The organism is Ruegeria sp. AM7 (assembly GCF_056535965.1).
Genome location: NZ_JBQFJE010000003.1, coordinates 1,542,430 through 1,564,162, shown reverse-complemented (window position 1 = coordinate 1,564,162; position 21,733 = coordinate 1,542,430). Strand labels below are relative to the sequence as shown.

Annotated in this window: 22 protein-coding genes and 3 tRNA genes; 14 read left to right on the top strand and 11 right to left on the bottom strand. The window is 56.1% G+C overall.

Features of this window, described 5'->3' with window-relative positions; translation table 11 throughout:
- Positions 1-2: 2 nt before the first annotated feature.
- Both ACR3EG_RS11785 and cobA read right to left on the bottom strand, forming a co-directional pair.
- Positions 3-317, bottom strand: coding sequence for a DUF2849 domain-containing protein (locus ACR3EG_RS11785; RefSeq protein WP_170354009.1), 315 nt, complete (start codon positions 315-317; stop codon positions 3-5).
- Positions 317-1,093, bottom strand: a complete 777-nt coding sequence (gene cobA, locus ACR3EG_RS11780) for a uroporphyrinogen-III C-methyltransferase (RefSeq protein ID WP_480495880.1) — start codon at positions 1,091-1,093, stop codon at positions 317-319. The genes ACR3EG_RS11785 and cobA overlap by 1 nt, the downstream gene beginning before the upstream one ends.
- A 141-nt stretch (positions 1,094-1,234) precedes the next feature.
- Here cobA and ACR3EG_RS11775 point away from each other — a divergent pair, with 141 nt between their 5' ends.
- Entirely contained in the window at positions 1,235-1,714 is a 480-nt protein-coding gene (locus ACR3EG_RS11775; protein WP_170354013.1) for an Lrp/AsnC family transcriptional regulator, read from the top strand.
- 4 nt (positions 1,715-1,718) lie between these two features.
- Here the strand turns inward: ACR3EG_RS11775 and ACR3EG_RS11770 are convergent, their stop codons facing one another.
- On the bottom strand, positions 1,719-2,900 hold the full coding sequence (locus tag ACR3EG_RS11770) for a cytochrome P450 (protein WP_480495878.1): 1,182 nt from the start codon (positions 2,898-2,900) through the stop codon (positions 1,719-1,721).
- A 47-nt stretch (positions 2,901-2,947) separates the two neighbouring features.
- Between ACR3EG_RS11770 and ACR3EG_RS11765 the strand changes: the two genes are divergently transcribed.
- The 5 genes from ACR3EG_RS11765 to ACR3EG_RS11745 all read left to right on the top strand — a co-directional run bounded on the left by ACR3EG_RS11765 (position 2,948) and on the right by ACR3EG_RS11745 (position 9,433).
- A complete protein-coding gene (locus tag ACR3EG_RS11765) occupies positions 2,948-4,681 on the top strand; it encodes a sensor histidine kinase (RefSeq protein ID WP_480495876.1) in 1,734 nt (577 codons plus the stop codon).
- Complete coding sequence (locus tag ACR3EG_RS11760) at positions 4,678-5,907, top strand: sigma-54-dependent transcriptional regulator (RefSeq protein WP_480495874.1); 1,230 nt, start codon at positions 4,678-4,680, stop codon at positions 5,905-5,907. Before ACR3EG_RS11765 ends, ACR3EG_RS11760 begins: the two co-directional genes overlap by 4 nt.
- A gap of 363 nt (positions 5,908-6,270) precedes the next feature.
- Positions 6,271-7,272 (top strand): DctP family TRAP transporter solute-binding subunit, encoded by a 1,002-nt coding sequence (locus ACR3EG_RS11755; protein WP_480495872.1) that lies wholly within the window; start codon positions 6,271-6,273, stop codon positions 7,270-7,272.
- Positions 7,273-7,379: 107 nt separating this feature from the next.
- Positions 7,380-8,057: a TRAP transporter small permease gene (locus ACR3EG_RS11750; protein ID WP_480495870.1), complete on the top strand. Its 678-nt coding sequence runs from the start codon at positions 7,380-7,382 to the stop codon at positions 8,055-8,057.
- Entirely contained in the window at positions 8,057-9,433 is a 1,377-nt protein-coding gene (locus ACR3EG_RS11745; RefSeq protein WP_170354025.1) for a TRAP transporter large permease, read from the top strand. The genes ACR3EG_RS11750 and ACR3EG_RS11745 overlap by 1 nt, the downstream gene beginning before the upstream one ends.
- Before the next feature lie 38 nt (positions 9,434-9,471).
- Here the strand turns inward: ACR3EG_RS11745 and ACR3EG_RS11740 are convergent, their stop codons facing one another.
- Positions 9,472-10,287 carry a hypothetical protein gene (locus tag ACR3EG_RS11740; protein ID WP_480495868.1) on the bottom strand — a complete coding sequence of 272 codons (816 nt, stop codon included), beginning with the start codon at positions 10,285-10,287 and terminating at the stop codon, positions 9,472-9,474.
- 226 nt (positions 10,288-10,513) lie between these two features.
- Between ACR3EG_RS11740 and ACR3EG_RS11735 the strand changes: the two genes are divergently transcribed.
- Positions 10,514-10,825 carry a DMT family transporter gene (locus tag ACR3EG_RS11735; protein ID WP_209196907.1) on the top strand — a complete coding sequence of 104 codons (312 nt, stop codon included), beginning with the start codon at positions 10,514-10,516 and terminating at the stop codon, positions 10,823-10,825.
- A 2-nt stretch (positions 10,826-10,827) separates the two neighbouring features.
- Here the strand turns inward: ACR3EG_RS11735 and tpiA are convergent, their stop codons facing one another.
- The gene (gene tpiA / locus ACR3EG_RS11730) at positions 10,828-11,577 is read right to left on the bottom strand and encodes a triose-phosphate isomerase (protein WP_480495866.1); all 750 of its coding nucleotides are present in this window, start codon (positions 11,575-11,577) and stop codon (positions 10,828-10,830) included.
- A gap of 123 nt (positions 11,578-11,700) precedes the next feature.
- Between tpiA and ACR3EG_RS11725 the strand changes: the two genes are divergently transcribed.
- Complete coding sequence (locus ACR3EG_RS11725; protein ID WP_480495864.1) at positions 11,701-12,615, top strand: isopenicillin N synthase family dioxygenase; 915 nt, start codon at positions 11,701-11,703, stop codon at positions 12,613-12,615.
- On the opposite strand, the gene ACR3EG_RS11720 is transcribed toward ACR3EG_RS11725, so the two are convergent.
- A complete protein-coding gene (locus tag ACR3EG_RS11720; protein WP_170354037.1) occupies positions 12,612-12,977 on the bottom strand; it encodes a HesB/IscA family protein in 366 nt (121 codons plus the stop codon). The two genes, ACR3EG_RS11725 and ACR3EG_RS11720, sit on opposite strands and share 4 nt — an antisense overlap.
- 190 nt (positions 12,978-13,167) lie before the next feature.
- Between ACR3EG_RS11720 and ACR3EG_RS11715 the strand changes: the two genes are divergently transcribed.
- Positions 13,168-13,494, top strand: a complete 327-nt coding sequence (locus ACR3EG_RS11715) for a hypothetical protein (RefSeq protein ID WP_480495862.1) — start codon at positions 13,168-13,170, stop codon at positions 13,492-13,494.
- Between the two features lie 50 nt (positions 13,495-13,544).
- Here the strand turns inward: ACR3EG_RS11715 and ACR3EG_RS11710 are convergent, their stop codons facing one another.
- From ACR3EG_RS11710 to ACR3EG_RS11700, 3 genes are all read right to left on the bottom strand, one after another.
- Positions 13,545-13,907 carry an SUF system Fe-S cluster assembly protein gene (locus ACR3EG_RS11710; protein ID WP_170354039.1) on the bottom strand — a complete coding sequence of 121 codons (363 nt, stop codon included), beginning with the start codon at positions 13,905-13,907 and terminating at the stop codon, positions 13,545-13,547.
- 94 nt (positions 13,908-14,001) lie between these two features.
- Positions 14,002-14,280 (bottom strand): NfeD family protein, encoded by a 279-nt coding sequence (locus tag ACR3EG_RS11705; protein ID WP_170354040.1) that lies wholly within the window; start codon positions 14,278-14,280, stop codon positions 14,002-14,004.
- Positions 14,280-15,170 carry an SPFH domain-containing protein gene (locus ACR3EG_RS11700; RefSeq protein ID WP_170751003.1) on the bottom strand — a complete coding sequence of 297 codons (891 nt, stop codon included), beginning with the start codon at positions 15,168-15,170 and terminating at the stop codon, positions 14,280-14,282. Before ACR3EG_RS11700 ends, ACR3EG_RS11705 begins: the two co-directional genes overlap by 1 nt.
- Positions 15,171-15,346: 176 nt before the next feature.
- Between ACR3EG_RS11700 and ACR3EG_RS11695 the strand changes: the two genes are divergently transcribed.
- The 3 genes from ACR3EG_RS11695 (at position 15,347) to lon (ending at position 20,072) form a co-directional block, all read left to right on the top strand.
- Positions 15,347-16,258 carry a nucleoside hydrolase gene (locus ACR3EG_RS11695; protein ID WP_480495860.1) on the top strand — a complete coding sequence of 304 codons (912 nt, stop codon included), beginning with the start codon at positions 15,347-15,349 and terminating at the stop codon, positions 16,256-16,258.
- 63 nt (positions 16,259-16,321) lie between these two features.
- Positions 16,322-17,452: a tRNA guanosine(34) transglycosylase Tgt gene (tgt, locus tag ACR3EG_RS11690; RefSeq protein ID WP_480495858.1), complete on the top strand. Its 1,131-nt coding sequence runs from the start codon at positions 16,322-16,324 to the stop codon at positions 17,450-17,452.
- A gap of 211 nt (positions 17,453-17,663) precedes the next feature.
- A complete protein-coding gene (lon, locus tag ACR3EG_RS11685; RefSeq protein WP_480495856.1) occupies positions 17,664-20,072 on the top strand; it encodes an endopeptidase La in 2,409 nt (802 codons plus the stop codon).
- Between the two features lie 100 nt (positions 20,073-20,172).
- Here the strand turns inward: lon and ACR3EG_RS11680 are convergent.
- Both ACR3EG_RS11680 and ACR3EG_RS11675 read right to left on the bottom strand, forming a co-directional pair.
- Positions 20,173-20,247: transfer RNA gene (locus ACR3EG_RS11680), tRNA-Val, on the bottom strand.
- An 88-nt stretch (positions 20,248-20,335) separates the two neighbouring features.
- Positions 20,336-21,073 carry a porin gene (locus ACR3EG_RS11675; RefSeq protein ID WP_209196916.1) on the bottom strand — a complete coding sequence of 246 codons (738 nt, stop codon included), beginning with the start codon at positions 21,071-21,073 and terminating at the stop codon, positions 20,336-20,338.
- Between the two features lie 340 nt (positions 21,074-21,413).
- Between ACR3EG_RS11675 and ACR3EG_RS11670 the strand changes: the two genes are divergently transcribed.
- A tRNA-Asp gene (locus tag ACR3EG_RS11670) sits at positions 21,414-21,490 on the top strand.
- A 45-nt stretch (positions 21,491-21,535) separates the two neighbouring features.
- Positions 21,536-21,612, top strand: a tRNA-Asp gene (locus tag ACR3EG_RS11665).
- The last annotated feature ends 121 nt before the right edge of the window (positions 21,613-21,733 follow it).

Below are 21,733 nucleotides of genomic sequence, written 5' to 3'. Positions count from 1 at the left end.
GCTCAGGCCCGAGGCTGCGTTGCTGTTTCCTGCTTGCCGTGGGCATAGTTGGACGGACCAGTACGGCGGAAGTCCTCGCGGAAATGGGTGGGTTCGGGGCCGTTTTCACCAGCCACGGCATCGGCCAGATAGGCTCCGACAATCTTGTTTGCCTGACGCGCGGCATCCAGCAGGCGGACCTGTGCGTGGGCTTCGTCGGTGATCAGCTCGGCTTCGGCCAGATCACGCGACCAGCGGTCATCTTCAGTCAGGTAGATCACGTCGCCTTCCAGCAAGTCATTTGCGGTGACGATTTTGGGGGTAAAAGCGCGGGCCATCAGGCGTGCTCCTTATTTAATTCGGTCAGAGCCTGTGCCGCTTGACGCGGTTCAAGGCCGTAAAAGGTCAGGGTGGGGCCGTGCATCTCGGCGGCGTTCAGGTCGGTGGGCAACTGGTCCAGAGTTGTCGTCACGATGCGCTGGTTGTGGCGCGACGCGTTTTCCACCAGTGTAACGGGCGTGGCGCGGTCGGCGCCGTGCATGATCAGGCGGCCTTGAATGAACCGAGCCGATTTTTTACCCATATAGATTGCTGCAACAGAGCCCGGACGCGCCAGTGCTGCCCAGTCGTGATCGGCAAAACCCTTCATGTCGTGGCCCGTCAAGAACCGGACCGAAGAATTGCGGCCGCGCCGGGTCAGGCTTTGTCCGATCCCAGCAACAGCTGCGGACGCCGCAGTGATACCGGGGATGATGGTCCATGTGATGCCCGAGGCTTCAACGGCCTCGATCTCTTCGTCCAGACGCCCAAACACGGTGGGGTCACCGGATTTCAACCGGACGACGCGCTGTCCGTTCAGTGCATGTTCCACCAATAGTGCGTCGATATCCTGCTGCTTCCACGAGGGGCCGAACCCGGCTTTGCCAACATCAACCAGAACGGCAGTCTTGCCGGCCAATTCCAGAACTTCGGCGCTTATCAAGCGATCATGCAAAACCACATCCGCGCATTCAAATGCACGCAACGCCTTGAGCGTCAGCAATTCAGGATCGCCCGGACCCGCGCCGACAAAGTCGACATGTCCTGCTCCGTTATGCGAGTGCGCGTTCTGCATGTTTGGTTCCGGTTCGTTTGACTTGACCTGCAATATAGGAAATATTCCCGGCATTGCGCCATATGGGTGCATAAATAAGAACAAATGTTCTTTCGGTGGCGCGTTGGAGAACGTGAGTTTCGAAACAAAGGAAAAATTGGGATGTCGGTGCGAATTGACGACACAGATCGGAAAATTCTGGTTGAGCTGCAGCGCGATGCCAGCCAATCACTGGACGAAATTGCCGCGCGTGTTGGCAGTTCGAAGACCCCGGTTTGGAACCGAATCCGCAAGCTGAAGGGGGCCGGTGTGATCGGTCAACAGACCGTCTTGCTGGATGCCGAGGCACTGGGTTTTGAAGCGACGTTCTTCGTTCTTATACGCACGTCCGAACACGAAGCAGACTGGCAGCGCAAATTCCTTAAGGCCCTTCGCGACCGTCCCGAGGTGCAAGAGGCGCATCGTTTGGCGGGTGACATTGACTACATCCTCAAGGTTCGGGTCAAAAATGCGCGGGCTTACGACGAATTCTACCAAACGCTGATCTCGGAAGTGCGGGTTCACAATGTGACCGCATTGCTGTCCATGGAAGAGATCAAATCGACCACAATGCTGCCGCTGAACGCTCTGGTCGCAGAATAATCCGTCAGGTCGTGACCATCAGTCGGGTTAGCCCGTGAAAGTGGTACGTGTTGGAATAGTCCGGATCGCCCTCTAGGCGCAGGGATGGGCAATGATCGAACAGGGCTTTGAGGGCGATGCGCATCTCGAGACGCGCCAGTGGCGCGCCCACACAGAAATGCAGCCCTGCGCCAAAGCTGGTATTTGTTACGACGTCTCGGCTGGGTAAGAACTGATTTGGATCGGCCCAAACGGAAGGGTCGCGGTTTGCAGCGCCAAGCAACAAGGCGACCTCATCGCCGCGTTTGAAGCTGTGGCCGAAAAGATCAACCTGTTCATAGGCGTAGCGTGTGAACATGTGTAAGGGCGGGTCATATCTGAGGATCTCTTCAACGGTGCCGTCAATCCGGTTCTCATCCAATACGTCTGGCTTTGCTCCGGTCTGAAGCAGTGTCTTCACGCCATTTCCCAACGCATGGACCGTCGCCTCATGTCCGGCATTCAACAAAAGCACACAAGTCGCAATCAATTCGTCCCGCGATAGCTTTTCGCCGTCTTCCTCGGCTGCGATCAGCTTTGTGATCAGATCTGGACCCGGCTCGACGCGGCGCAGGTCGATATAATTTCTAAGAAACTCAGTGAACTGCGCTGATGCCTGCGCTGCCCGGTCTTCGGTCTGGCGGGTTCGGTTTGCCTGGTACATCGCGACCATATCGTGGGACCATTGCAGAAGGTCAGGGGCCATATGCTCGGGTACGCCCAGCAACCGGCAAATGGTGATCACCGGCACCTGCGTGCAATATGTCTGCAGCAGATCGAACGGTTCGTCGGGAAATTCGTGGATAAGGTCGCGGCACAGTTGTTCGATGTCTGGGGTCATCGCGGCAATAGAGCGGGACGTAAAGGCCCTTATGACCAGACTACGCAATCGCGTGTGGCGCGGAGGTTCCAGTTCGAGAAGAGAATGATCCTCGATCGCCTGCCAAGCTGCCAGATGATCTGGGCCGGGGATTTGCAATTCGGTTGGCTTCTCGCGCCCAAATCGCCGATCTTTCAGTAATGTCTGAACGGCTCTGTGCGATACTGCGGCAACCTTGTTGTAGTCTTCCCAGAAAAACAGGTCTCCGAACCTGCGCGCACGGTCATAAAAAGGATAGGGGTCCTGAACGAATACGGGATCAATCGGCGACTGCGAGATTTTCTTCATGCCGCGCAGACTTGCCATAGGCCGCGCTGAATGCAAGACCCTAGGATATGCACAGAGCATTCGTCGTCATAGGTTTTCTGTTCTCGGTCGCGCTGCTGTCGGCGGGCGTCTGGTCCTACGGGTTCAGGCAGGCGTTGTCGCAGCTTAGCGAGAAGGCCGAGGCCGATTTGGAACTGGCCGCGGACCGGTTAAGCACTCAGATGCAGGTCTATCAGGAATTGGCCGTTCTGATGGCGGGCCATCCTGCGCTGGCTACGCTGGACACACCCTCACAACGTCAGGCGTCACAAGCCATGTTGCTGGACGTGGCCGATAAGACAGCTGCCGTCAACATGTTGTATCTGGACCGCAATGGTCGGGTTCTGACCGCTGCACAGCCGATCGCGCAGGACAGTCTGGCGGGTCATCCCGCGTTCGAACGCGCATTGCAGGGCGCTTTGGGGAGTGCGCACGGGGTCCTTCCCGAAAGCGGTGCGCGCATTTATTCTTACGCAGCACCGACATTTGATGCATTGGGTCGGGTGCAAGGGGCCTTGATGGTCGTCGCCGATGTTCAGGATGTCGAACAAACATGGCGCGGCAGTACCGAGGCCGTTTTCTTTGTGGATTCCGACGGGGTGGTCTTTATCTCGAACCGGTCCGACCTTCTGTTCTGGTATCGGTCCGAGGGTCAGCAGGGCCTGTCTCCGCCAGAAGGGGATGCGACCGATTTCGCCTCGGCCATGATCGGTGGGCACGAACTTTGGCGATTGGGGTGGGGCAGGTATCTGCCTGAACGTGCGCTGCACCTGACGCTTGATTTGCCTGTGATCGACATGACGGCAGAGGTTTTGGTCGATGTGGCTCCGGCGCGGCGTTTGGCAGGGCTGCAGGCTGCCGCGGTAGCCGCGATCTGCTTTGCTTTTGGCGCCTTGTTGTTCCTTGCGACAGAGCGGCGCAGAACGCTGGCGCAGGCCAATGTCGTTCTTGAAAGTCGTGTTGCGCAGCGAACTCGTGCTCTGACGGCCGCCAACACCGCTCTCAAGCGCGAAGTTCATGAACGGCAAGAGGCTGAAACCGCGTTAAAGAAAGCCCAGGCCGAGCTGATACAGGCCGGAAAGCTAAACGCATTGGGGCAGATGTCCGCCGGGATCAGCCACGAATTGAATCAGCCGCTTATGGCGATCCAGCAATTTGCCGATAATGGCACTGCATTTCTGTCGCGTGGGCGCGAGGGACGTGCGGCTGAAAATCTAACCCGCATTTCGGACATGGCGGCGCGGATGGCGCGTATCATCAAAAATCTTCGGGCCTTTGCCCGAAACGAAAGTGAACCTATGGGTAAGGTCGACTTGGTTCAGGTGATCGAAACGGCTGTCGAACTGACCGATGCGCGCCTGCGGTCCGAAGGGATCGAACTGGAATGGCAGCCGCCTTCTGGTCCTGTTTTTGCTTGGGGCGGCGAAGTGCGGCTGGTTCAGGTGTTTGTGAACCTGATCAACAACGCCGCCGATGCCATGAGCCAGCAGGATGAAAAGTTGATCCATATTGCGATCGAAACCGGTGATAAGCTGGCGGTCACGGTGCGCGATATCGGCCCAGGTATCGAAAACACTGAAAAACTGTTCGAGCCGTTTTATACCACCAAAGCCGTGGGATCGTCCGAGGGAATGGGCTTGGGCCTTTCGATCTCTTACGGGTTGGTCCAGAGTTTTGGTGGTAACATCCGTGGAACAAACGCGCAGACAGGGGCGATGTTCACGGTCGAGCTTGAGTATTATCGGGAAGATGAGGTCGCATGACACGAAAGGTCCTTTTGGTCGATGACGATGCGGCGGTGCGCGAGGCTTTGGCCCAAACGCTGGAGCTGGCGGATTACGCGCCCGTGACTGCTGGGTCTTTCGTAGCCGCCAAAGATCACATTCGGGCTGACTTTGCGGGCGTTATCGTGTCGGACATCAGGATGCCCGGGCGTGACGGGTTTCACCTGTTGAACTACGCGCGTGAGGTTGATGCCGATCTGCCGGTGATCTTGTTGACTGGCGAAGGTGATGTCCCCATGGCCGTTCGTGCGATGGGGACAGGTGCATTTGATTTTCTCGAAAAACCATGCGCTGCCTCGGACTTACTCGATGTTCTAGAACGCGCACAGGCGGCACGGCGACTCGTTCTGGAACAGCGTGCCTTGAAACATGAGTTGGAAAAAGGAGATCCAGCCGCGCGGCTTCTGTTTGGCCTCTCTGCGCAAGCCGAGCGGCTTAGGGAACGGGTTCGTACGGTTGCCCGGACAGGGGTAGAGGTTCTGGTGACCGGCCCCGCAGGCAGCGGCATTTCAAAGGTGGCTGAAGTGGTGCATTTGATGTCTCCGCAATCGCAAGGCCCGTTTGTCAAGCGCCCTGCCTCGGGGTTGACGGTGCAGGAGTTACGACATGTTTGCGAGGACGCCGCGGGGGGCTCATTGTTTTTGGATGAGATTTCGGCGATGCCGACTGAAACCCAGTACGCTGCCCTTGAAATCGTCGAGCAAGGGGTCGGCGCGCGTATCATCGCCGGAACCACTGCTGATCTCGCGCGCTTGTCTGATGGTGGACAGTTTCATGCCGATCTTTTCTATCGTTTGGACGTGATGCGGGTTCGGATACCGTCGCTTGCTGAACGCCCCGAGGATATTCCGGTGATCTTTCGCCACTATGTTGCACAAGCGGCCGAGCAGGCCGGGATTGCTGCACCGGATATCACGTCGGAACATTTGGCGTCATTGATGACGCAGGACTGGCCGGGCAATGCGCGATCCCTGATGTCAGCGGCCATGCGGTTTGTTCTTGGGATGCCGGACGAGGTCGCTTCGGCCGCAGAACTGGGGCTGAGTGAGCAGATGGCCCAAGTCGAACGTTCGCTTTTGATTGCGTCTTTGGGGCGCCACAATGGCAAGGCCTCGGACGCGGCCAAAGCGCTAAAACTGCCGCGCAAGACCTTCTACGACAAACTAGCGCGCTATGGCATTCGCCCCGAGGATTACCGAAGGTAGGGTCTCCCGCCGCCTGTCACGGCATTTTCATGCAATTCAAGGCGTTGGGCGTGGCAGTCCGCTGGTGCGGACTGCGGTGGCGCAGGTGTTGTCGGGTGATTCCGACTGTACGATTCGAAATATGTGCGAAAATCCGCACAAAGGCAGATTTCCTTGTGTGGAATTTCGCACGTAGTCCAGGTTGGTTCACGGCAGACTTAGTTGAAACGCTGATACATGAAATGAAAACAAAGGCTTAAAACGAATCTCACGCATCCCCAACAAAAAGTTGAGCGGTGGCAGACGATTCGGTTCACTGCCCGGCATAAGGCGCCTTGGCGGCGCTCTTGAGAAGTTTCTGAGAAGTCTGGGAGGAAAAGACAGATGAAATTCCTGACAACAGCCGCGACAGCAGTTGCTCTTACCGTGACGGCAACTGCCGGTATGGCAGCATGTGACGATGGTGAGATCGTGGTGAAGTTCGCCCACGTGACGAACACCGACAAGCACCCTAAAGGTATTGCGGCATCGCTGCTGGAACAGCGTGTAAATGACGAAATGAATGGCGTCATGTGTGTAGAGGTGTTCCCCAACTCGACCCTCTATAATGACGACAAGGTCCTTGAGGCTATGTTGCAGGGTGATGTTCAGCTGGCTGCGCCGTCGCTGTCCAAGTTTGAAAAATTCACCAAGCAGTTCCGGCTGTTCGACCTGCCGTTCATGTTCAAGAACATCGAAGCAGTGGATGCGTTCCAAGCCTCGGCTGACGGTCAAGCGATGAAGGACAGCATGCAGCGCCGCGGCCTGCAGGGATTGGCGTTCTGGCACAATGGCATGAAGCAGATGTCCGCCAACAAGCCACTGGAAACACCGGCAGATGCGAATGGTCTGAAGTTCCGCGTGCAGTCGTCGGACGTGCTGGTCGCGCAAATGGAAGCGATCGGTGGTAGCCCGCAGAAGATGGCGTTCTCGGAAGTCTATGGCGCACTGCAGCAGGGTGTTGTGGACGGTCAGGAAAACACCTGGTCGAACATCTACGGCAAAAAGTTCTTCGAGGTGCAGGACGGTATCACCGAAACCAACCACGGCATCATCGACTATCTGGTCGTGACCTCGGTTGACTGGCTGGACAGTCTGGACCCCGAAGTGCGCGATCAGTTCCTGACGATCCTGGGTGAAGTCACCGAAACGCGTAACAAAGAAGCCTTTGCGGTGAATGAGGCGGCCAAGCAGTCGGTTATCGACGCTGGTGGTACCATCCGTGAATTGAACGCTGAACAGCGTCAGGCTTGGGTCGATGCCATGAAGCCTGTTTGGGACAAATTCGCCGGTGACGTAGGCCAAGACAAAATCGACGCCGCTCAGGCGATCAACGCCGGGTTCTGATCCGGATCGCCGCGCGTCGGGGGACTGGGGAGTTATCGACGCGCAGGCCGGGCGGGCCGTATCAGGCCCGCCCCAATCAATCATCCTAAAAATGTGGGGACAGAGAGATGTCTGGTGCGAATCCCGGCCAAGGCGGGCTGATCGACCATATCGAGGAAACCCTGATCGCGGTGTTGCTTGGCCTGATGACGGCTGTGACGTTTGCCAACGTGATCGCGCGGTTTGCCTTTAATTCCAATATCCTGTGGGCACTTGAAATGACCGTGTTCATGTTCGGGTGGCTGGTGCTGCTTGGCGCGTCTTATGCGGTCAAGAAACATGCTCATCTGGGTGTCGACGCGATCCTGAACATGCTGTCACCTGCGCCGCGCCGTGTGCTGGCTCTGATTGCGGTGGCTTGTTGTCTGGTCTTTTCGTTGCTGTTGCTGAAGGGGTCGTATGACTATTGGGCGGTGTTTGCGGATCTGCCACCCACGTCGGGGCGCTGGTTCCCGACCGGGTTTGATACCGGGGCGCGCAGTCAGAGTTTTTATGAGGTTGACGATATTCCGATGGTCGCACCGCTGCGCTTTCTGGAAGACCTGATCAACTATGGCGAAGGGTACGAGAAAATCCCGAAGGTCATTCCGTATCTGGTGCTGCCCGTATCCATGCTGTTGCTGGTGATCCGGTTTACGCAAGCCGCCATTCAAATCTGGCGCGGAGAGGCTGACCGTCTTGTCGCCAGCCACGAAGTCGAGGACGAGATCGAAGAAGTCCGCGCACAACAAGGGGTGCATGACTAATGGACGTCGTTCTTCTTTTCTCAATGGTCATTGGCCTGCTGCTGATCGGTGTTCCGATTGCGGTGGCGCTTGGCCTCAGCTCGACCCTGTTCCTGCTGATCTATTCTGACAGTTCGCTGGCCTCGGTCGCAGGCACGCTGTTCGAGGCGTTCGAGGGGCATTTCACCCTGTTGGCGATCCCGTTCTTCATTCTGGCCTCGTCCTTCATGACGACGGGTGGTGTAGCGCGGAGGATCATCCGGTTCTCGATTGCCTGTGTGGGGCATCTTCCGGGTGGTTTGGCGATTGCGGGCGTGTTTGCCTGTATGTTGTTTGCGGCGCTGTCAGGCTCGTCCCCTGCGACCGTGGTTGCCATCGGCTCCATCGTGATCGCGGGCATGCGTCAGGTCGGCTATTCCAAGGAATTTGCTGCCGGTGTGATCTGTAACGCCGGTACGCTGGGCATCCTGATCCCGCCGTCGATCGTGATGGTCGTCTATGCCGCCGCCGTTGAGGTGTCCGTCGGACGCATGTTCTTAGCCGGTGTCATTCCGGGCTTGATGGCTGGTCTGATGCTGATGATCACCATCTATGTTATGGCCAAGGTCAAGAACCTGCCCAAAGGCGATTGGAAAGGGTGGGGCGAGATCTTTGCCTCGGCGCGCGAGGCCGGATGGGGCCTGTTCCTGATTGTCATCATTCTGGGTGGTATCTATGGCGGTATCTTCACCCCGACCGAGGCGGCAGCCGTCGCTGCGGTGTACTCGTTCCTGATTGCCAGCTTTGTCTACAAAGATATGGGGCCGCTCAGCACCGAAGAGGGTCAGCAGAATCTGCCGTTGATCAAAAAGCCTTATGCGCTGGTAACCGCGTTCTTTCACCCGGACACCAAGCATACGCTGTTCGAGGCCGGCAAGCTGACTGTCACGCTGCTGTTCGTGATCGCCAACGCGCTGATCCTGAAACACGTACTGACGGACGAACAGGTGCCACAGCACATCGCCAGCGCCATGTTGTCGGCAGGTCTGGGTCCGGTGACTTTCCTGATCGTGGTGAACGTGATCCTTCTGATCGGTGGTCAGTTCATGGAGCCTTCGGGCCTGTTGGTCATCGTCGCGCCGCTGGTGTTCCCGATTGCCATCGAGCTGGGCATCGACCCGATCCATCTGGGCATCATCATGGTGGTCAACATGGAGATCGGGATGATCACACCTCCGGTCGGGTTGAACTTGTTCGTGACTTCGGGGGTGGCCGGGATGCCGATGATGAGCGTCGTCAAAGCGGCGCTGCCGTTCCTGGCCGTGCTGTTCGTCTTCTTGATCATGGTGACGTACATCCCGTGGATATCGACGTTTCTGCCCAACACTTTCATGGGGCCAGAGATCATAACAAACTAAAGAAAAAGGCCGGATCCTATTGGGTCCGGCCTTTCTTCTTACGCGCTGTATTTCTGTAAATACGTCTCAACCCAGCCAATGCTGCCAAAGCCACGGCGGCGCTTGGTCCCCCATTCGCCGACATTCTGCCCCACCAGCTCATGCGCTTTCGGGTTTCCGTTGAAGATCACGATTTTAGGGCGTTTTGGCAGGTTGCGGTACTTTCGAAAAATCAGATTGAACGGCCAATAGGGGACTAGGTGTATTATCCCGATACACCAATCCTTCGGGTAGCACCGCCGCCGCCACGCCCGGCCTGAGATATAGTCCTGATCATTCTTGTAAGCCTTCAGGTCGCGGGCCGCGTCAAAGTCATCATACAAGTGGAACTGCTGCTTGGGTATAAATCCGACCACAGAGGAATTCCCGCGCGTGACCAGGTCCATAAGCCCCGGAACGCGATCCCAGAACGCTGCGGGTATCGCACGCCACACAAAGGCGCGAAACTTAGGCATAAGGTAAAGCCCGCCGCGTTCACGTACGCGGTGCAACAAGGGTGTGAGTTCACCGGTTACCAAGAGATCGAGGTCAAGGAACAGCGCTGTTTCATAGCCTTGCACAATCCGTCTGTCGAACATAAGCAATTTGGGCCATTTGCCGTGAACCCATTCCGACTGATCCAATTGGGGAAAGGACAGGGCGTGCGTCTTGATGGCGGGATCAAGCCCGCTGGTGTCATCTGTAATGCAAATGAAGTCATGGCCTAAGAGTAAATGATCCCGGACAGCCGCGAACAGCATGTTGACGTCGTGCGCACTGAACGGCGTGCCCCATTTCATGCACAAGACACAGGCTTTACCAGAGGTTTCCGTCATCAGGTTTCCATCCGTTTGGTTGCGGCCACCGCGCGACTTCAAGTTTGCGGTGAAAAAAAATGCGATTTCTGCATCTTTAGAGGCGGGATGTGACGGTCAGGCTGCAGTTTTGTGACAGAAATGCTCTTGAATTAGGGATTTTTAGTGCCCAGATTAAGGGCCGAGGACGACCTCATCTAAACCTGTGTATCGTTCGGGACGGCTCGAAGATATGAGAGGTGTCCCAATGCCTTGGATTTTTCTTCTGTTCGCCGGTGTTCTCGAGATTGGCTGGGCTGTTGCCATGAAGCAATCTGCCGGTTTCACCCGTCTTTGGCCAACCGCCATTATGGGCGTTTCCATGGTCGCATCGTTCGGACTTTTGGCTTTGGCAATGCGTGATCTGCCGCTTGGCACAGCCTACACGATATGGACCGGAATAGGGGCCATCGGTGCTTTTGCCGTTGGCGTTGTTTTTCTGGGCGAGGCCGTGACAGCCCCGCGCCTTATCGCAGCCGCCCTGATTGTGGCCGGTCTGGTTACCATGAAACTGGCGTAGTCTCAGGCGTTCTGCAATGCGTCGATAATGCCCGAAAAGTCGTCAGCCTTCAGGCTGGCGCCACCAACCAAGGCACCATCCACGTTGGATACGGCAAAGATATCCGCCGCATTGCCGGGCTTGACCGACCCGCCGTAAAGCAACCGGACGGACCGCCCCACGCCTTCGCCAAACCGCCGTTCCAGACGCGCGCGGATAAAGTCGTGGACTTCTCCGATTTCGTCCAATGTGGGAACTTTTCCGGTGCCGATGGCCCAAATGGGTTCATAGGCCACGATCAGGTTCTCGCCGGTTGACTGATCGGGGATCGAGCCCGACATCTGGCCGCCAATGATGTCCAGTGTGTTGGCCGCTTCGCGCTGTTCAAGGCTTTCACCGACGCAAATGATGGCCTTTAGGCCAGCATCCATCACCGCTCGCGCTTTGGCGCGAACATCTTCGTTCTGTTCGGCGTGATCTTCGCGCCGTTCAGAGTGGCCAAGGATCACCATTGATGCCCCGGCATCCACCAGCATCTGGGCACTTATGTCGCCAGTATGGGCACCGGATGACGCGGTATGACAGTCCTGACCGCCGACCATGATCCCGACATCACCGACCGTTTGCGCAGCACGGTGTATCAGCGTTGCAGGTGGACAAATCAGCACATCAACTGATGGGGAAGGGTAGGTCCTTGACAGCGCCTCCAACTCGGCTAAATCCGCAGCCGTTCCGTTCATCTTCCAATTCCCTGCCGCAAGCTTGCGCCGCATCATAGGATCCCCCATTTAAGCTATTGTTTGCACATCGGATAGCACCGTGCGGACACACTGACAATTCTGGTTGCGGATTAGCTGCCAAAACGGCACAACTCCCGCGCAATTTCCGAGGCCCCCATGATCAACAACCTGGACCTAGAAAAACTGGACCGACGCGAGCCCGATGAGTTGGCCCGCCTGCTGCACGCAATCGGTGAGGTGGGTTTCCTGACTGTGTCCAATACGGGCTTGGATGCATCGCGGTGCACGGCGGTCATTGAAGCCTATCGACAGTTCTTTCACTTACCCGAGGCCCAGAAAGCGCGCGTTGATATGGCTAAGACGGGGGCGAACCGAGGGTGGGGCGCTTCGCAATCCGAGCAGGTCGACCCGAGTGCCAACCCCGACTTTAAAGAGGTTTTCGACTGCGGATACGAACTACCAGCAGGAAACCCCTATGCATCCAAGGACCTGAGCGTTTATGCGCCGAACCAATGGCCCGAGGCGCCGGCCGGCTTCCAGGGTACCATCCAAACCTACTACACCGACGCCAGCGCAGTCGCGATGCGCATTCTAAGGGCAATCGCTGTGGCCCTGGGGCGAGATGCAGCCAGTTTCGACAGCGCATTTGAAACGCCCATGGCCTTGCTGCGCGGCAATTACTACCCTCAGCGCCCCGTCTGGGCAGGGCATCAGGATTTTGGAATCGGCGCACACACCGACTATGGGTGTCTGACACTGTTGGCGACAGATGGTACCGCTGGGCTAGAGGTTCAAATGCCTGATGGAAAATGGGAACCGGCCGAATCCCGACCCGGAACCTTCATTATCAACTTTGGTGAAATGCTGGAATTCTGGACCGACGGTCGGGTCAAAGCCACGTTGCACCGGGTGGTAGGAGGGTCTGACGAGCGGATCTCGGTGCCGCTGTTCTTCAATCCGTCCTACGACACAAATGTTGCTCCGCCGAATTCAGACAAGGTTATTCGTGCCGGAGAACACCTGACGACGCGGTTCAACGAAACCTATGTTCACCTGAAAGAAGCGTCTTAACGCTGGGCCGAGAGCGTTTCGTCAAACTTGATCGACTCGCCACAACCGCAGGCATCGACAACGTTAGGGTTGCGGAACTTGAAGCCGGATTCCAGCAGCGAAACCTCATAGTCGATCTCGGTTCCGAACAGAAACATCTGTGCCATAGGGGCGATCATCACCCGTGCGCCATCCTGTTCTACGACCTCGTCATTGGCATCGGCTTCGTCCACGTAGTCCATGGTGTATTCCATGCCTGCGCAGCCACCTTTCTTGACACCGATGCGCAGCCCGGCATGTCCACCTGATTTCATCAGGCTCACAATCTGGGTCGCAGCTTTCGGTGTGATCGTCACCGCTTGTTTGCCGGGAATGCCGAACATAGTGGTCTCCGTTGTCGCGCGTTATCTACAATTTAGTGCTTAGACGAAACAGTCTCAAGACATAGCAGCCGTGCTTACCTAACTTTTCTACTAAGGTTGCCGTCAGACGGAACCCATGCTTGCGTTCAGACAATGGGTCGGCCTAGCCTGCGAACAGGGTATGGCAGCGGACAATGAAAGGTGCATGGACATGCATAAATTCTCCAAGGTGTTGAAGGCGGGCCTGGTTATCTCGATTGCAATAGTGGTCGCAGGCGTTGCATCCGCAGCTGTGGACGGCAAGCGGCACCCGGTAAACTGTGCGACGGCCGAAGGCGACTTACGCGCCATCGCAGCAGAAAAGAAACATGCACAGGACCAGCAAGTTGAAAGTGTCGTGTCGATATTGCCCGCAGGTGCGTTGTTGGGGCTGGTGACCGGGACGGAGAAGAAGCGGTTATCAATGCTTTCAGGCGATTACGTCAAAGCGCTGGACGAAAGGGCCGCCGAGATCAGAACGACCTGCGGCGTCAAATAAAAAACCGCCCGGTCAGAGGGGCGGTTTTTCGGCAAGATATCAGGTCGAGCTTACATGAAGCCCAGCTCTAAACGGGCTTCGTCTGACATCATCTCCATTCCCCAGGGGGGTTCCCAAGTTAGTTCGACATCGACTTCCTTGACACCCGCAACCGGCTCGACAGCTTCGACGATCCAGCCGGGCATTTCGCCTGCTACCGGGCAACCCGGTGCAGTCAGGGTCATGATCACTTTCACCGCGTTCTCGCCGGAAATGTCGATGGTATAGATCAAACCCAGATCATAGATGTTAACTGGAATTTCAGGGTCATAGACTGACCGGCAGGCCTCGACCACTGCGTCATACAGGGGGTGCTCAATTGTCGAAGGCGCAATCAATGGCGTGCCTTCAAACTGTTCGCTGGGGTGAGTCATTCGTGCCTCGGGTATGTTTCCTGAGCTTTTATATAGGGAAAGCTATGGGCAGCGTCCAGAGGTGGCGTGGTGCCCAAAGCGGGCACCAGTGGGTTCATTCGTTGATGTCGTGCCGAAAGGTCTTCACTTGACCGTGGGGCAGGGCGAACATCCGTCGCAGAACCAGCCATGCTATTAGCGACAATGCCGCAAAGATTAGCAGCAGAACCGGCAGGGATGGTGCCACACCTGGGATGATCAGCAACAACCCAGTGATCGCCGCGCCGATTGCGAATCCCAGAAAGATGAATCCCGGCAGCACAATCTCGAGGATGCCGAGGGCCAATGCCCCCGCCAACCAAATCCACCATGTCAGCCAGAACGGGTCTGCCATTACTTACCTCCCTTCAGCATCTTAAAGGCATCGCCAAACGCTTCCAATGCATTTGCGGGCACAACGATTGTCTGCGAACCATTGCCAGCGCCCAGCGCGTTCAGCGCTTCGACCTGTTTCAACGCCACCTGGTATTGCGCAGCCTCGATACCATTGTCCTGAATGGCCTTGGCCACAACACCGGTTGCATAAGCTTCGGCTTCAGCCTCAATACGACGAGCTTTGGCGGTTTGCTCGGCCGCGTACAGCTCGGCGTCGGCGTTCAGTTCGACCGCGCGTTTTTGACCCTCGGCCTCGGTGACCTGTGCCCGACGGGCGCGTTCGGCGTTCAACTGCTGCAACATCGCATCGCGTGTCGCCTGATCCAGATTCACATCCAGAATCTCGGCACGGGTCACTTCGATGCCCCAGTCATCCACGGCAGTTTCCACACTTTCCTGAATGCGGTTGATCAACTGTGCACGGTTCGACTGAACCTCATCCAGGTCCATTTTGCCGATCTCGGCCCGGACGATCCCAGCCACAGTGGTGGCAATCGCACCATCTACGTCGCGGATGCGGTAGACGGTCTTTTCAGGCTCAAGAATGCGGTAAAACACCGAGGTGTCGATTTGCACCAACACGTTGTCCTTAGTAATCGCGTCTTGCGTCGCATTGGGCAACTGGCGTTCCAGAATAGATATCTTGTGGCGTGCAACATCAAGAAACGGAACAATAAAGTTGATACCTGGCCCAAGGACCGAGTGCAGGCGGCCAAAGCGTTCAATCACGTATTTTTCCGACTGAGGCACGATCTTAATGCCCTTGAAGATAACAACGACAATCAGAACGGCGCCAAGAACGAAAATGATGTTCGACGAAAGCAATCCTATAATCTGGTCTTCGGTCATATCTGTCCTCTCATTATTGTGTACTATGGTATACATTTGGGGATTGACTTGCCCAATTTCAAGTCAGGTATGGCGGGTATAGAATTAGATTCAAATCTATGAACGTTCGGATGTAAGGGGGAAATTTCCGAATGTGTCCGCTTTGCATCCCTTTGTGATTGCGCTATCGGGCATGCATGAAACTGATTATCGACACTGATCCCGGCATCGACGACGCCATGGCCATATCTTATGCGGCGGCGGCCTCGGAAATTGATCTATTGGGGCTGACCACCGTTTTCGGCAACACGCATGTTCACCAATCCAGCCGAAATGCGCGTTACCTTTTGCATCGACTGGCTGTGGAAGCACCGGTCGCCGAAGGTGCGCCTTTCGCGCTGGGTAGGACCGATCACGCGCCATCCGAGCGTGTTCACGGTCCCGAAGGCTTTGGTGACTTGACGGATATTCCAGAGGTAGGGACCAACCATTCGCTGGACGCCGCGGCATTCCTTGTGGAAATGGCGAAAGCGCATCGTGGTGAATTGGTGGTTTGTGCCGTTGGACCGCTGACCAACATCGCTGCGGCAAAGCGCTTGGACCCCGAGTTTTCACGCAACATCAAGCGGTTGGTCATTATGGGTGGGGCCGTGTTTTGCCCAGGTAACATTACCGAACACGCCGAGGCTAACATTTACCACGACGCTGCAGCAGCGGATGAGGTGTTCTCTTCGCCTCCGGATACTGTTCTGGTCGGATTGGATGTCACGCTGAAAACCCTTTACGAAACCGCCGATTTCGAAGCGCTGGCGAGACGATCTACGGATATTGGCGGGTTCTTGCGGGATATCTCTCGGTTCTATCTCAATTTCTATAAGGAAATTGGAGGTCTTGAGGGGTGTGGGCTCCACGATTCCACAGCTGTGATTGCTTGTACCCATGACGGGATGTTCGACATGGTTGAGACCGGGGTAAAAGTTACCACAGCTGGCTCTGAAATCGGTGCCACGCGCCCCGACCCCTCTCGCCCGCCAATCCGAGTTTGCCGCGATGTGGATGGGGCAGGGGTTGTGCAGCTGTTTACCGAGCGCGTCGCCTCTCTGCCCTGACGGGTTGCATTGGGCGCGCGGATCGGGCAGATGCTGCCCGGTTCAGCGACCCCGAGGCACCGAATGACCGAACGTTTCTCTTTTGACCTGCAGGCCACCGATGGCAAAGCCAGAACCGGAGTAATCCACACTCCGCGTGGTGAAGTGCGTACTCCGGCCTTCATGCCGGTCGGAACGGCGGCGACGGTCAAGGCGATGATGCCGGAAAGCGTACGTGCGACGGGTGCGGACATTCTGCTGGGCAACACCTATCACCTGATGTTGCGTCCCACCGCCGAGCGGATCGACCGTTTGGGCGGGTTGCACAAATTCATGAATTGGGATCGTCCGATTTTGACGGATTCGGGCGGCTTTCAGGTCATGTCGCTGGCCGGGTTGCGCAAGTTGACCGAAAAGGGTGTGACGTTCAAATCGCATATTGACGGCTCCAAGCACGAATTGACGCCGGAACGGTCGATGGAGATTCAGCGGCTTTTGGGCTCTGATATCGTTATGTGCTTTGACGAATGCCCTGCGTTGCCTGCTGACCTAGACCGGATTGCCTCGTCCATGCGGCTGTCGATGCGATGGGCACAAAGATCCCGCGATGCCTTTGGCGACCGTCCGGGCCATGCGCTGTTCGGCATTCAGCAAGGCGGGCTAGAGCAGGATTTCCGCGAAGAATCTGCCGAAGCGTTGAAGGAAATCGGCTTTGAGGGTTACGCCGTCGGTGGACTGGCCGTAGGTGAAGGGCAAGAGGCCATGTTCGATGTGCTGGACTTTGCGCCGGATATGCTGCCAGTCGACAAGCCACGCTACCTCATGGGCGTCGGCAAACCTGATGATATCGTCGGCGCGGTTGCACGCGGTATTGACATGATGGACTGTGTTCTGCCCTCGCGTTCCGGCCGAACAGGGCAGGTGTTTACGCGGTATGGTGTGGTGAACATCAAAAACGCCCGTCACGCCGACGATCCGCGACCGCTGGACGAGCAATGCGCATGCCCGGCTTGCTCGAATTACTCCCGCGCGTATCTTCACCACGTGTTCCGTTCGAACGAGATGATCTCGGGGATGCTGCTGACGTGGCACAATCTGCATTATTTCCAGGATATCATGCAGGGAATGCGCGACGCCATTGCAACTGGAACATTCGAGGCATGGCAGGCCGAGTTCCACGCGCAGCGCGCTCAGGGCGATATTGAACCGATTTGATGCCGCACATTGCGTCAGTTGTGTTAAAATCGGTGGATATTCCGGCGCGGTGTCTTGCAGTCCGAAAAACCTCGGGTCATTCTGGATCACGACACACGGCGATGAGGTTGAAATGGGGTATTTGAACCCCACCTTAATCGTCCAAACAGGAGACGGTCGGGCGTTGCCTTAATAGGGACCAGTACCGTCTTGCCAATGATAAGGATTGAGCATGCAAGAGCCTCTGAATTCCTCATACCCCGTACTTCCGCTGCGCGATATTGTGGTTTTTCCACATATGATCGTGCCGCTGTTCGTGGGTCGGGAAAAATCTGTTCGCGCACTGGAAGAAGTGATGCAGGACGACAAGCAGATTTTGCTGTCGAGCCAGATTGACCCGGGTGACGATGATCCCTCGATTGATGGGATTTACCGTTCGGGTGTGCTGGCCAATGTTTTGCAACTGCTGAAACTGCCCGACGGCACCGTGAAAGTGCTGGTCGAAGGTCAGGCGCGGGTGCAGATCACCGAATTTTTGGAGAACGAAGATTTCTTCGAAGCTCGTGCTGAGTACCTGACCGAGATTCCCGGTGACGTGACGACGACCGAGGCGCTGCTGCGCACCGTCGCGGATGAGTTCGAGCGTTACGCCAAAGTCCGCAAGAACATCCCCGAAGAAGCGCTGACCGCCGTTGGTGAAACCACCGAGCCTGCCAAGCTGGCCGACCTGGTTTCGGGCCATCTGGGCATTGAGGTTGAGCAAAAGCAGGAACTGCTTGAGACGCTCTCGGTTAGTGAGCGGCTGGAAAAGGTCTATGGCCTCATGCAGGGCGAGATGTCGGTTCTGCAGGTCGAGAAAAAGATCAAGACCCGCGTCAAATCCCAGATGGAGAAGACGCAGCGCGAGTACTATCTGAATGAGCAAATGAAGGCCATTCAGAAGGAACTTGGCGATGGCGAAGACGGCTCGAACGAAGTTGTCGAACTGGAAGAGAAGATTGCCGAGACCAAGCTGTCGAAAGAGGCGCGTGAGAAGGCCGAAGGTGAGCTGAAAAAGCTCAAGAACATGTCGCCCATGTCGGCCGAAGCCACCGTCGTGCGCAACTACCTGGATTGGATTCTGTCACTGCCGTGGGGCACCAAGTCCCGCGTCAAAAAAGATCTGGGTCGAGCGCAGGACATTCTGGACGCCGATCACTACGGGCTTGAGAAGGTCAAAGAACGGATCGTTGAGTACCTAGCGGTGCAGCAGCGCTCGAAAAAGCTGAAAGGCCCGATCTTGTGCCTGGTTGGCCCTCCGGGCGTGGGTAAAACCTCGCTGGGTAAATCGGTTGCCAAAGCTACGGGACGCGAGTTCATTCGCATCTCGCTGGGTGGTGTACGTGATGAATCTGAAATTCGCGGTCACCGTCGGACCTATATCGGTTCGATGCCCGGTAAGATCATTCAGGCGCTGAAAAAGGCGAAAACCACGAACCCGCTGATCTTGTTGGATGAAATCGACAAGATGGGGCAGGATTTCCGTGGTGATCCGGCTTCGGCAATGTTGGAAGTATTGGACCCGGAACAAAACAGCACGTTCATGGATCACTATCTTGAGGTCGAATATGACCTGTCCAACGTGATGTTCCTGACCACCTCGAACAGCTATAACATGCCAGGGCCTCTGCTGGACCGGATGGAGATCATTCCGCTGGCCGGTTATACCGAAGAGGAAAAATCCGAGATCGCCAAGCAGCACCTGATCAGCAAGCAGGTCAAAAACCACGGCTTGAAAGCCAAGGAATTTGAACTGACCGATGAGGCGCTGCAATCCATTATCCGCACATATACCCGCGAGGCAGGCGTGCGGAATCTGGAACGCGAGATCGCCAAGGTTGCCCGGAAGTCGCTGACCAAGATCATCAAGAAAGAGGCTGAATCCGTTACGGTGACGCCAGACAATCTGGATGATTTCCTAGGCGTACCCAAGTTCCGGTACGGCTTGGCCGAGCAGGATGATCAGGTTGGTGTTGTCACTGGTCTGGCATGGACCTCTGTTGGTGGCGATTTGTTGCACATCGAGGCGCTGAAACTGCCGGGTAAAGGTCGGATGAAGACCACTGGTAAGTTGGGCGATGTGATGAAGGAATCCATCGACGCGGCCTCGTCCTATGTGCGGTCAATCTCACCGCAGATCGGTGTTAAGCCGCCAAAGTTTGACACGCTGGATATCCACGTCCACGTGCCGGATGGGGCGACGCCAAAGGATGGGCCTTCAGCAGGTCTGGCGATGGTCACGTCGATCGTGTCCGTGCTAACCGGTATTCCGGTACGCAAGGACATCGCCATGACCGGCGAAGTTTCGTTGCGCGGTAATGCGATGCCGATTGGTGGTTTGAAGGAGAAACTGCTGGCAGCTCTGCGTGGTGGCATCAAAACGGTTCTGATCCCCGAGGAAAACGAAAAGGATCTGGCCGATATTCCGGATAACGTGAAGGAAGGGCTAGAGATCATCCCGGTCACGCATGTCTCGGAAGTGCTGAAACAGGCTTTGGTCAGCGAACCAGAGCCGATTGAGTGGGACGAAGCGGCCGAAGAAGCCGCTGCCGCTGCGGCTAAGGCTTCTGATAATTCGGCGGCTTCTGCAACGACACACTAAATTGAGAGTGCTGTGGAAAGGGCGGAGTGAAAACTCCGCCCTTTTTCTATTCGGATTACCAAAGCCCTGGGGCTTTTTTATGAATCGCCAAAAGGAAGAATGGTGGGTGATAAGAGATTTGAACTCCTGACATCTTCGATGTGAACGAAGCGCTCTACCACTGAGCTAATCACCCGTAAGGCGGCGTACTACAGCGACTTTGAAACTGCTGCAAGTGCCATTTTGGAGGCGAAAGCCCCGAGGCAAACTCGGGGCTTTTGACTTTACAGTCCCGGCAAACCCGGAAGTTGGGTCAACACTCCGCGACGACCGAATGTGGTGCCACGGTCGTTGCCAAAGTTCACGCGAACGCCGACAGTCACATAGGCTTCGTTTGAGCTGCCTGAAACAAGCGGGGACGAGATATGAGCCACGCCCAGGTTGCCATAAACTTCGGCATTGTCGGCCGCCGCGTAAGACGCGCCAATCGCGAACAGGTTGAAGTCCAGCGCGCCTCCAAAGTTGTCGACGATGTCGAAGCTGGTGCTCAGTTCCCAAGCGTCGGTCAACTCAGTCTTGGCCGAGATTCCGAACAAGGTGCCATCCAGGTCCGAAGCATTGGTCAGATCCTGACGTCCCAGGTACCCTTCAATCTCTGCGGGTCCAGCATCAAATCCAGCTTCGATCCCGTAGAATTCGAAATCCGCATCATCTAGGTCCTCCTGGCCGTAGAACAGTCCAAAGGACGCGTTGTTGGCGGTGTGCAAGTTGCCATGCAAAGTCCAGTTGGTTGCGGTTTCACTCAGGTCTTGGAATCGCTGTACGCCAAGGTCGAGTTGTGCGCTGAAGGCGCGGCTAAACGCCAATTCTGCAGCGCCGTTTAGGTTGTAGGCATCACCAAAGTCGGTGTCTGTAAATGTCGAGTAATCCAAATTCAGGTAACCACCGGAAAATTCCGCGGCCTGTGCGGCTCCGATTGTTGTTGATGCTGCCAAAATACTGCAAATAATACGTTTTTTCACGTTTCTGCTCCGTTTGTTTGTTTTGTTTGCTAAGGGTCAAACTATGACCTGATGAGCAGTCGTCGCTTTATCTAGGTGGTGCCTGAATGTGTATCTAAACAGACCGAATTTCAGCCTGTGTGGCGAGGGTGACACAGGTTCAGGTTGTGGAAATCATGAGTCCTCCGTTGGTTTGTCGCCAGTGATCAAAAAGCGGCATTTTTCTTTGAAACAGGCAGAGTAAGGTCGACAGGGTTTTGCAGTAAAATTTCGCAATTAAGAAAAAACTTCAAAACGCCGCTTGACGCTGCCCGAGCGTAGCCATAATACACCCAAACGTTCAGCAACGAACGGGCAGCGGGCGGTTGTAGCTCAGTTGGTTAGAGTACCGGCCTGTCACGCCGGGGGTCGCGGGTTCGAGCCCCGTCAACCGCGCCATAGCTGCCATCCTTGGTCCAGGTTAAAGGCCACGAAAATAGATGCGCGGTTGTAGCTCAGTTGGTTAGAGTACCGGCCTGTCACGCCGGGGGTCGCGGGTTCGAGCCCCGTCAACCGCGCCATTTATTCGATCAAAATCTTCCCTGATCAGTCAGATAACCACCATTCTCTGCGACTGTGGGTGCGTTCTGTCAGGAGAGTTCGGCAATAATTCAATCGTTCTCACTTTGTTCTAACTTTTGT

What these genes read in the sequence shown, in the direction of transcription:
- ACR3EG_RS11785 (WP_170354009.1), bottom strand. Translation starts at nt 317, where the DNA reads ATGGCCCGCGCTTTTACCCCCAAAATCGTCACCGCAAATGACTTGCTG.
- cobA (WP_480495880.1), bottom strand. Translation starts at nt 1,093, where the DNA reads ATGCAGAACGCGCACTCGCATAACGGAGCAGGACATGTCGACTTTGTC.
- ACR3EG_RS11775 (WP_170354013.1), top strand. Translation starts at nt 1,235, where the DNA reads ATGTCGGTGCGAATTGACGACACAGATCGGAAAATTCTGGTTGAGCTG.
- ACR3EG_RS11770 (WP_480495878.1), bottom strand. Translation starts at nt 2,900, where the DNA reads ATGAAGAAAATCTCGCAGTCGCCGATTGATCCCGTATTCGTTCAGGAC.
- ACR3EG_RS11765 (WP_480495876.1), top strand. Translation starts at nt 2,948, where the DNA reads ATGCACAGAGCATTCGTCGTCATAGGTTTTCTGTTCTCGGTCGCGCTG.
- ACR3EG_RS11760 (WP_480495874.1), top strand. Translation starts at nt 4,678, where the DNA reads ATGACACGAAAGGTCCTTTTGGTCGATGACGATGCGGCGGTGCGCGAG.
- ACR3EG_RS11755 (WP_480495872.1), top strand. Translation starts at nt 6,271, where the DNA reads ATGAAATTCCTGACAACAGCCGCGACAGCAGTTGCTCTTACCGTGACG.
- ACR3EG_RS11750 (WP_480495870.1), top strand. Translation starts at nt 7,380, where the DNA reads ATGTCTGGTGCGAATCCCGGCCAAGGCGGGCTGATCGACCATATCGAG.
- ACR3EG_RS11745 (WP_170354025.1), top strand. Translation starts at nt 8,057, where the DNA reads ATGGACGTCGTTCTTCTTTTCTCAATGGTCATTGGCCTGCTGCTGATC.
- ACR3EG_RS11740 (WP_480495868.1), bottom strand. Translation starts at nt 10,287, where the DNA reads ATGACGGAAACCTCTGGTAAAGCCTGTGTCTTGTGCATGAAATGGGGC.
- ACR3EG_RS11735 (WP_209196907.1), top strand. Translation starts at nt 10,514, where the DNA reads ATGCCTTGGATTTTTCTTCTGTTCGCCGGTGTTCTCGAGATTGGCTGG.
- tpiA (WP_480495866.1), bottom strand. Translation starts at nt 11,577, where the DNA reads ATGCGGCGCAAGCTTGCGGCAGGGAATTGGAAGATGAACGGAACGGCT.
- ACR3EG_RS11725 (WP_480495864.1), top strand. Translation starts at nt 11,701, where the DNA reads ATGATCAACAACCTGGACCTAGAAAAACTGGACCGACGCGAGCCCGAT.
- ACR3EG_RS11720 (WP_170354037.1), bottom strand. Translation starts at nt 12,977, where the DNA reads ATGTTCGGCATTCCCGGCAAACAAGCGGTGACGATCACACCGAAAGCT.
- ACR3EG_RS11715 (WP_480495862.1), top strand. Translation starts at nt 13,168, where the DNA reads ATGCATAAATTCTCCAAGGTGTTGAAGGCGGGCCTGGTTATCTCGATT.
- ACR3EG_RS11710 (WP_170354039.1), bottom strand. Translation starts at nt 13,907, where the DNA reads ATGACTCACCCCAGCGAACAGTTTGAAGGCACGCCATTGATTGCGCCT.
- ACR3EG_RS11705 (WP_170354040.1), bottom strand. Translation starts at nt 14,280, where the DNA reads ATGGCAGACCCGTTCTGGCTGACATGGTGGATTTGGTTGGCGGGGGCA.
- ACR3EG_RS11700 (WP_170751003.1), bottom strand. Translation starts at nt 15,170, where the DNA reads ATGACCGAAGACCAGATTATAGGATTGCTTTCGTCGAACATCATTTTC.
- ACR3EG_RS11695 (WP_480495860.1), top strand. Translation starts at nt 15,347, where the DNA reads ATGAAACTGATTATCGACACTGATCCCGGCATCGACGACGCCATGGCC.
- tgt (WP_480495858.1), top strand. Translation starts at nt 16,322, where the DNA reads ATGACCGAACGTTTCTCTTTTGACCTGCAGGCCACCGATGGCAAAGCC.
- lon (WP_480495856.1), top strand. Translation starts at nt 17,664, where the DNA reads ATGCAAGAGCCTCTGAATTCCTCATACCCCGTACTTCCGCTGCGCGAT.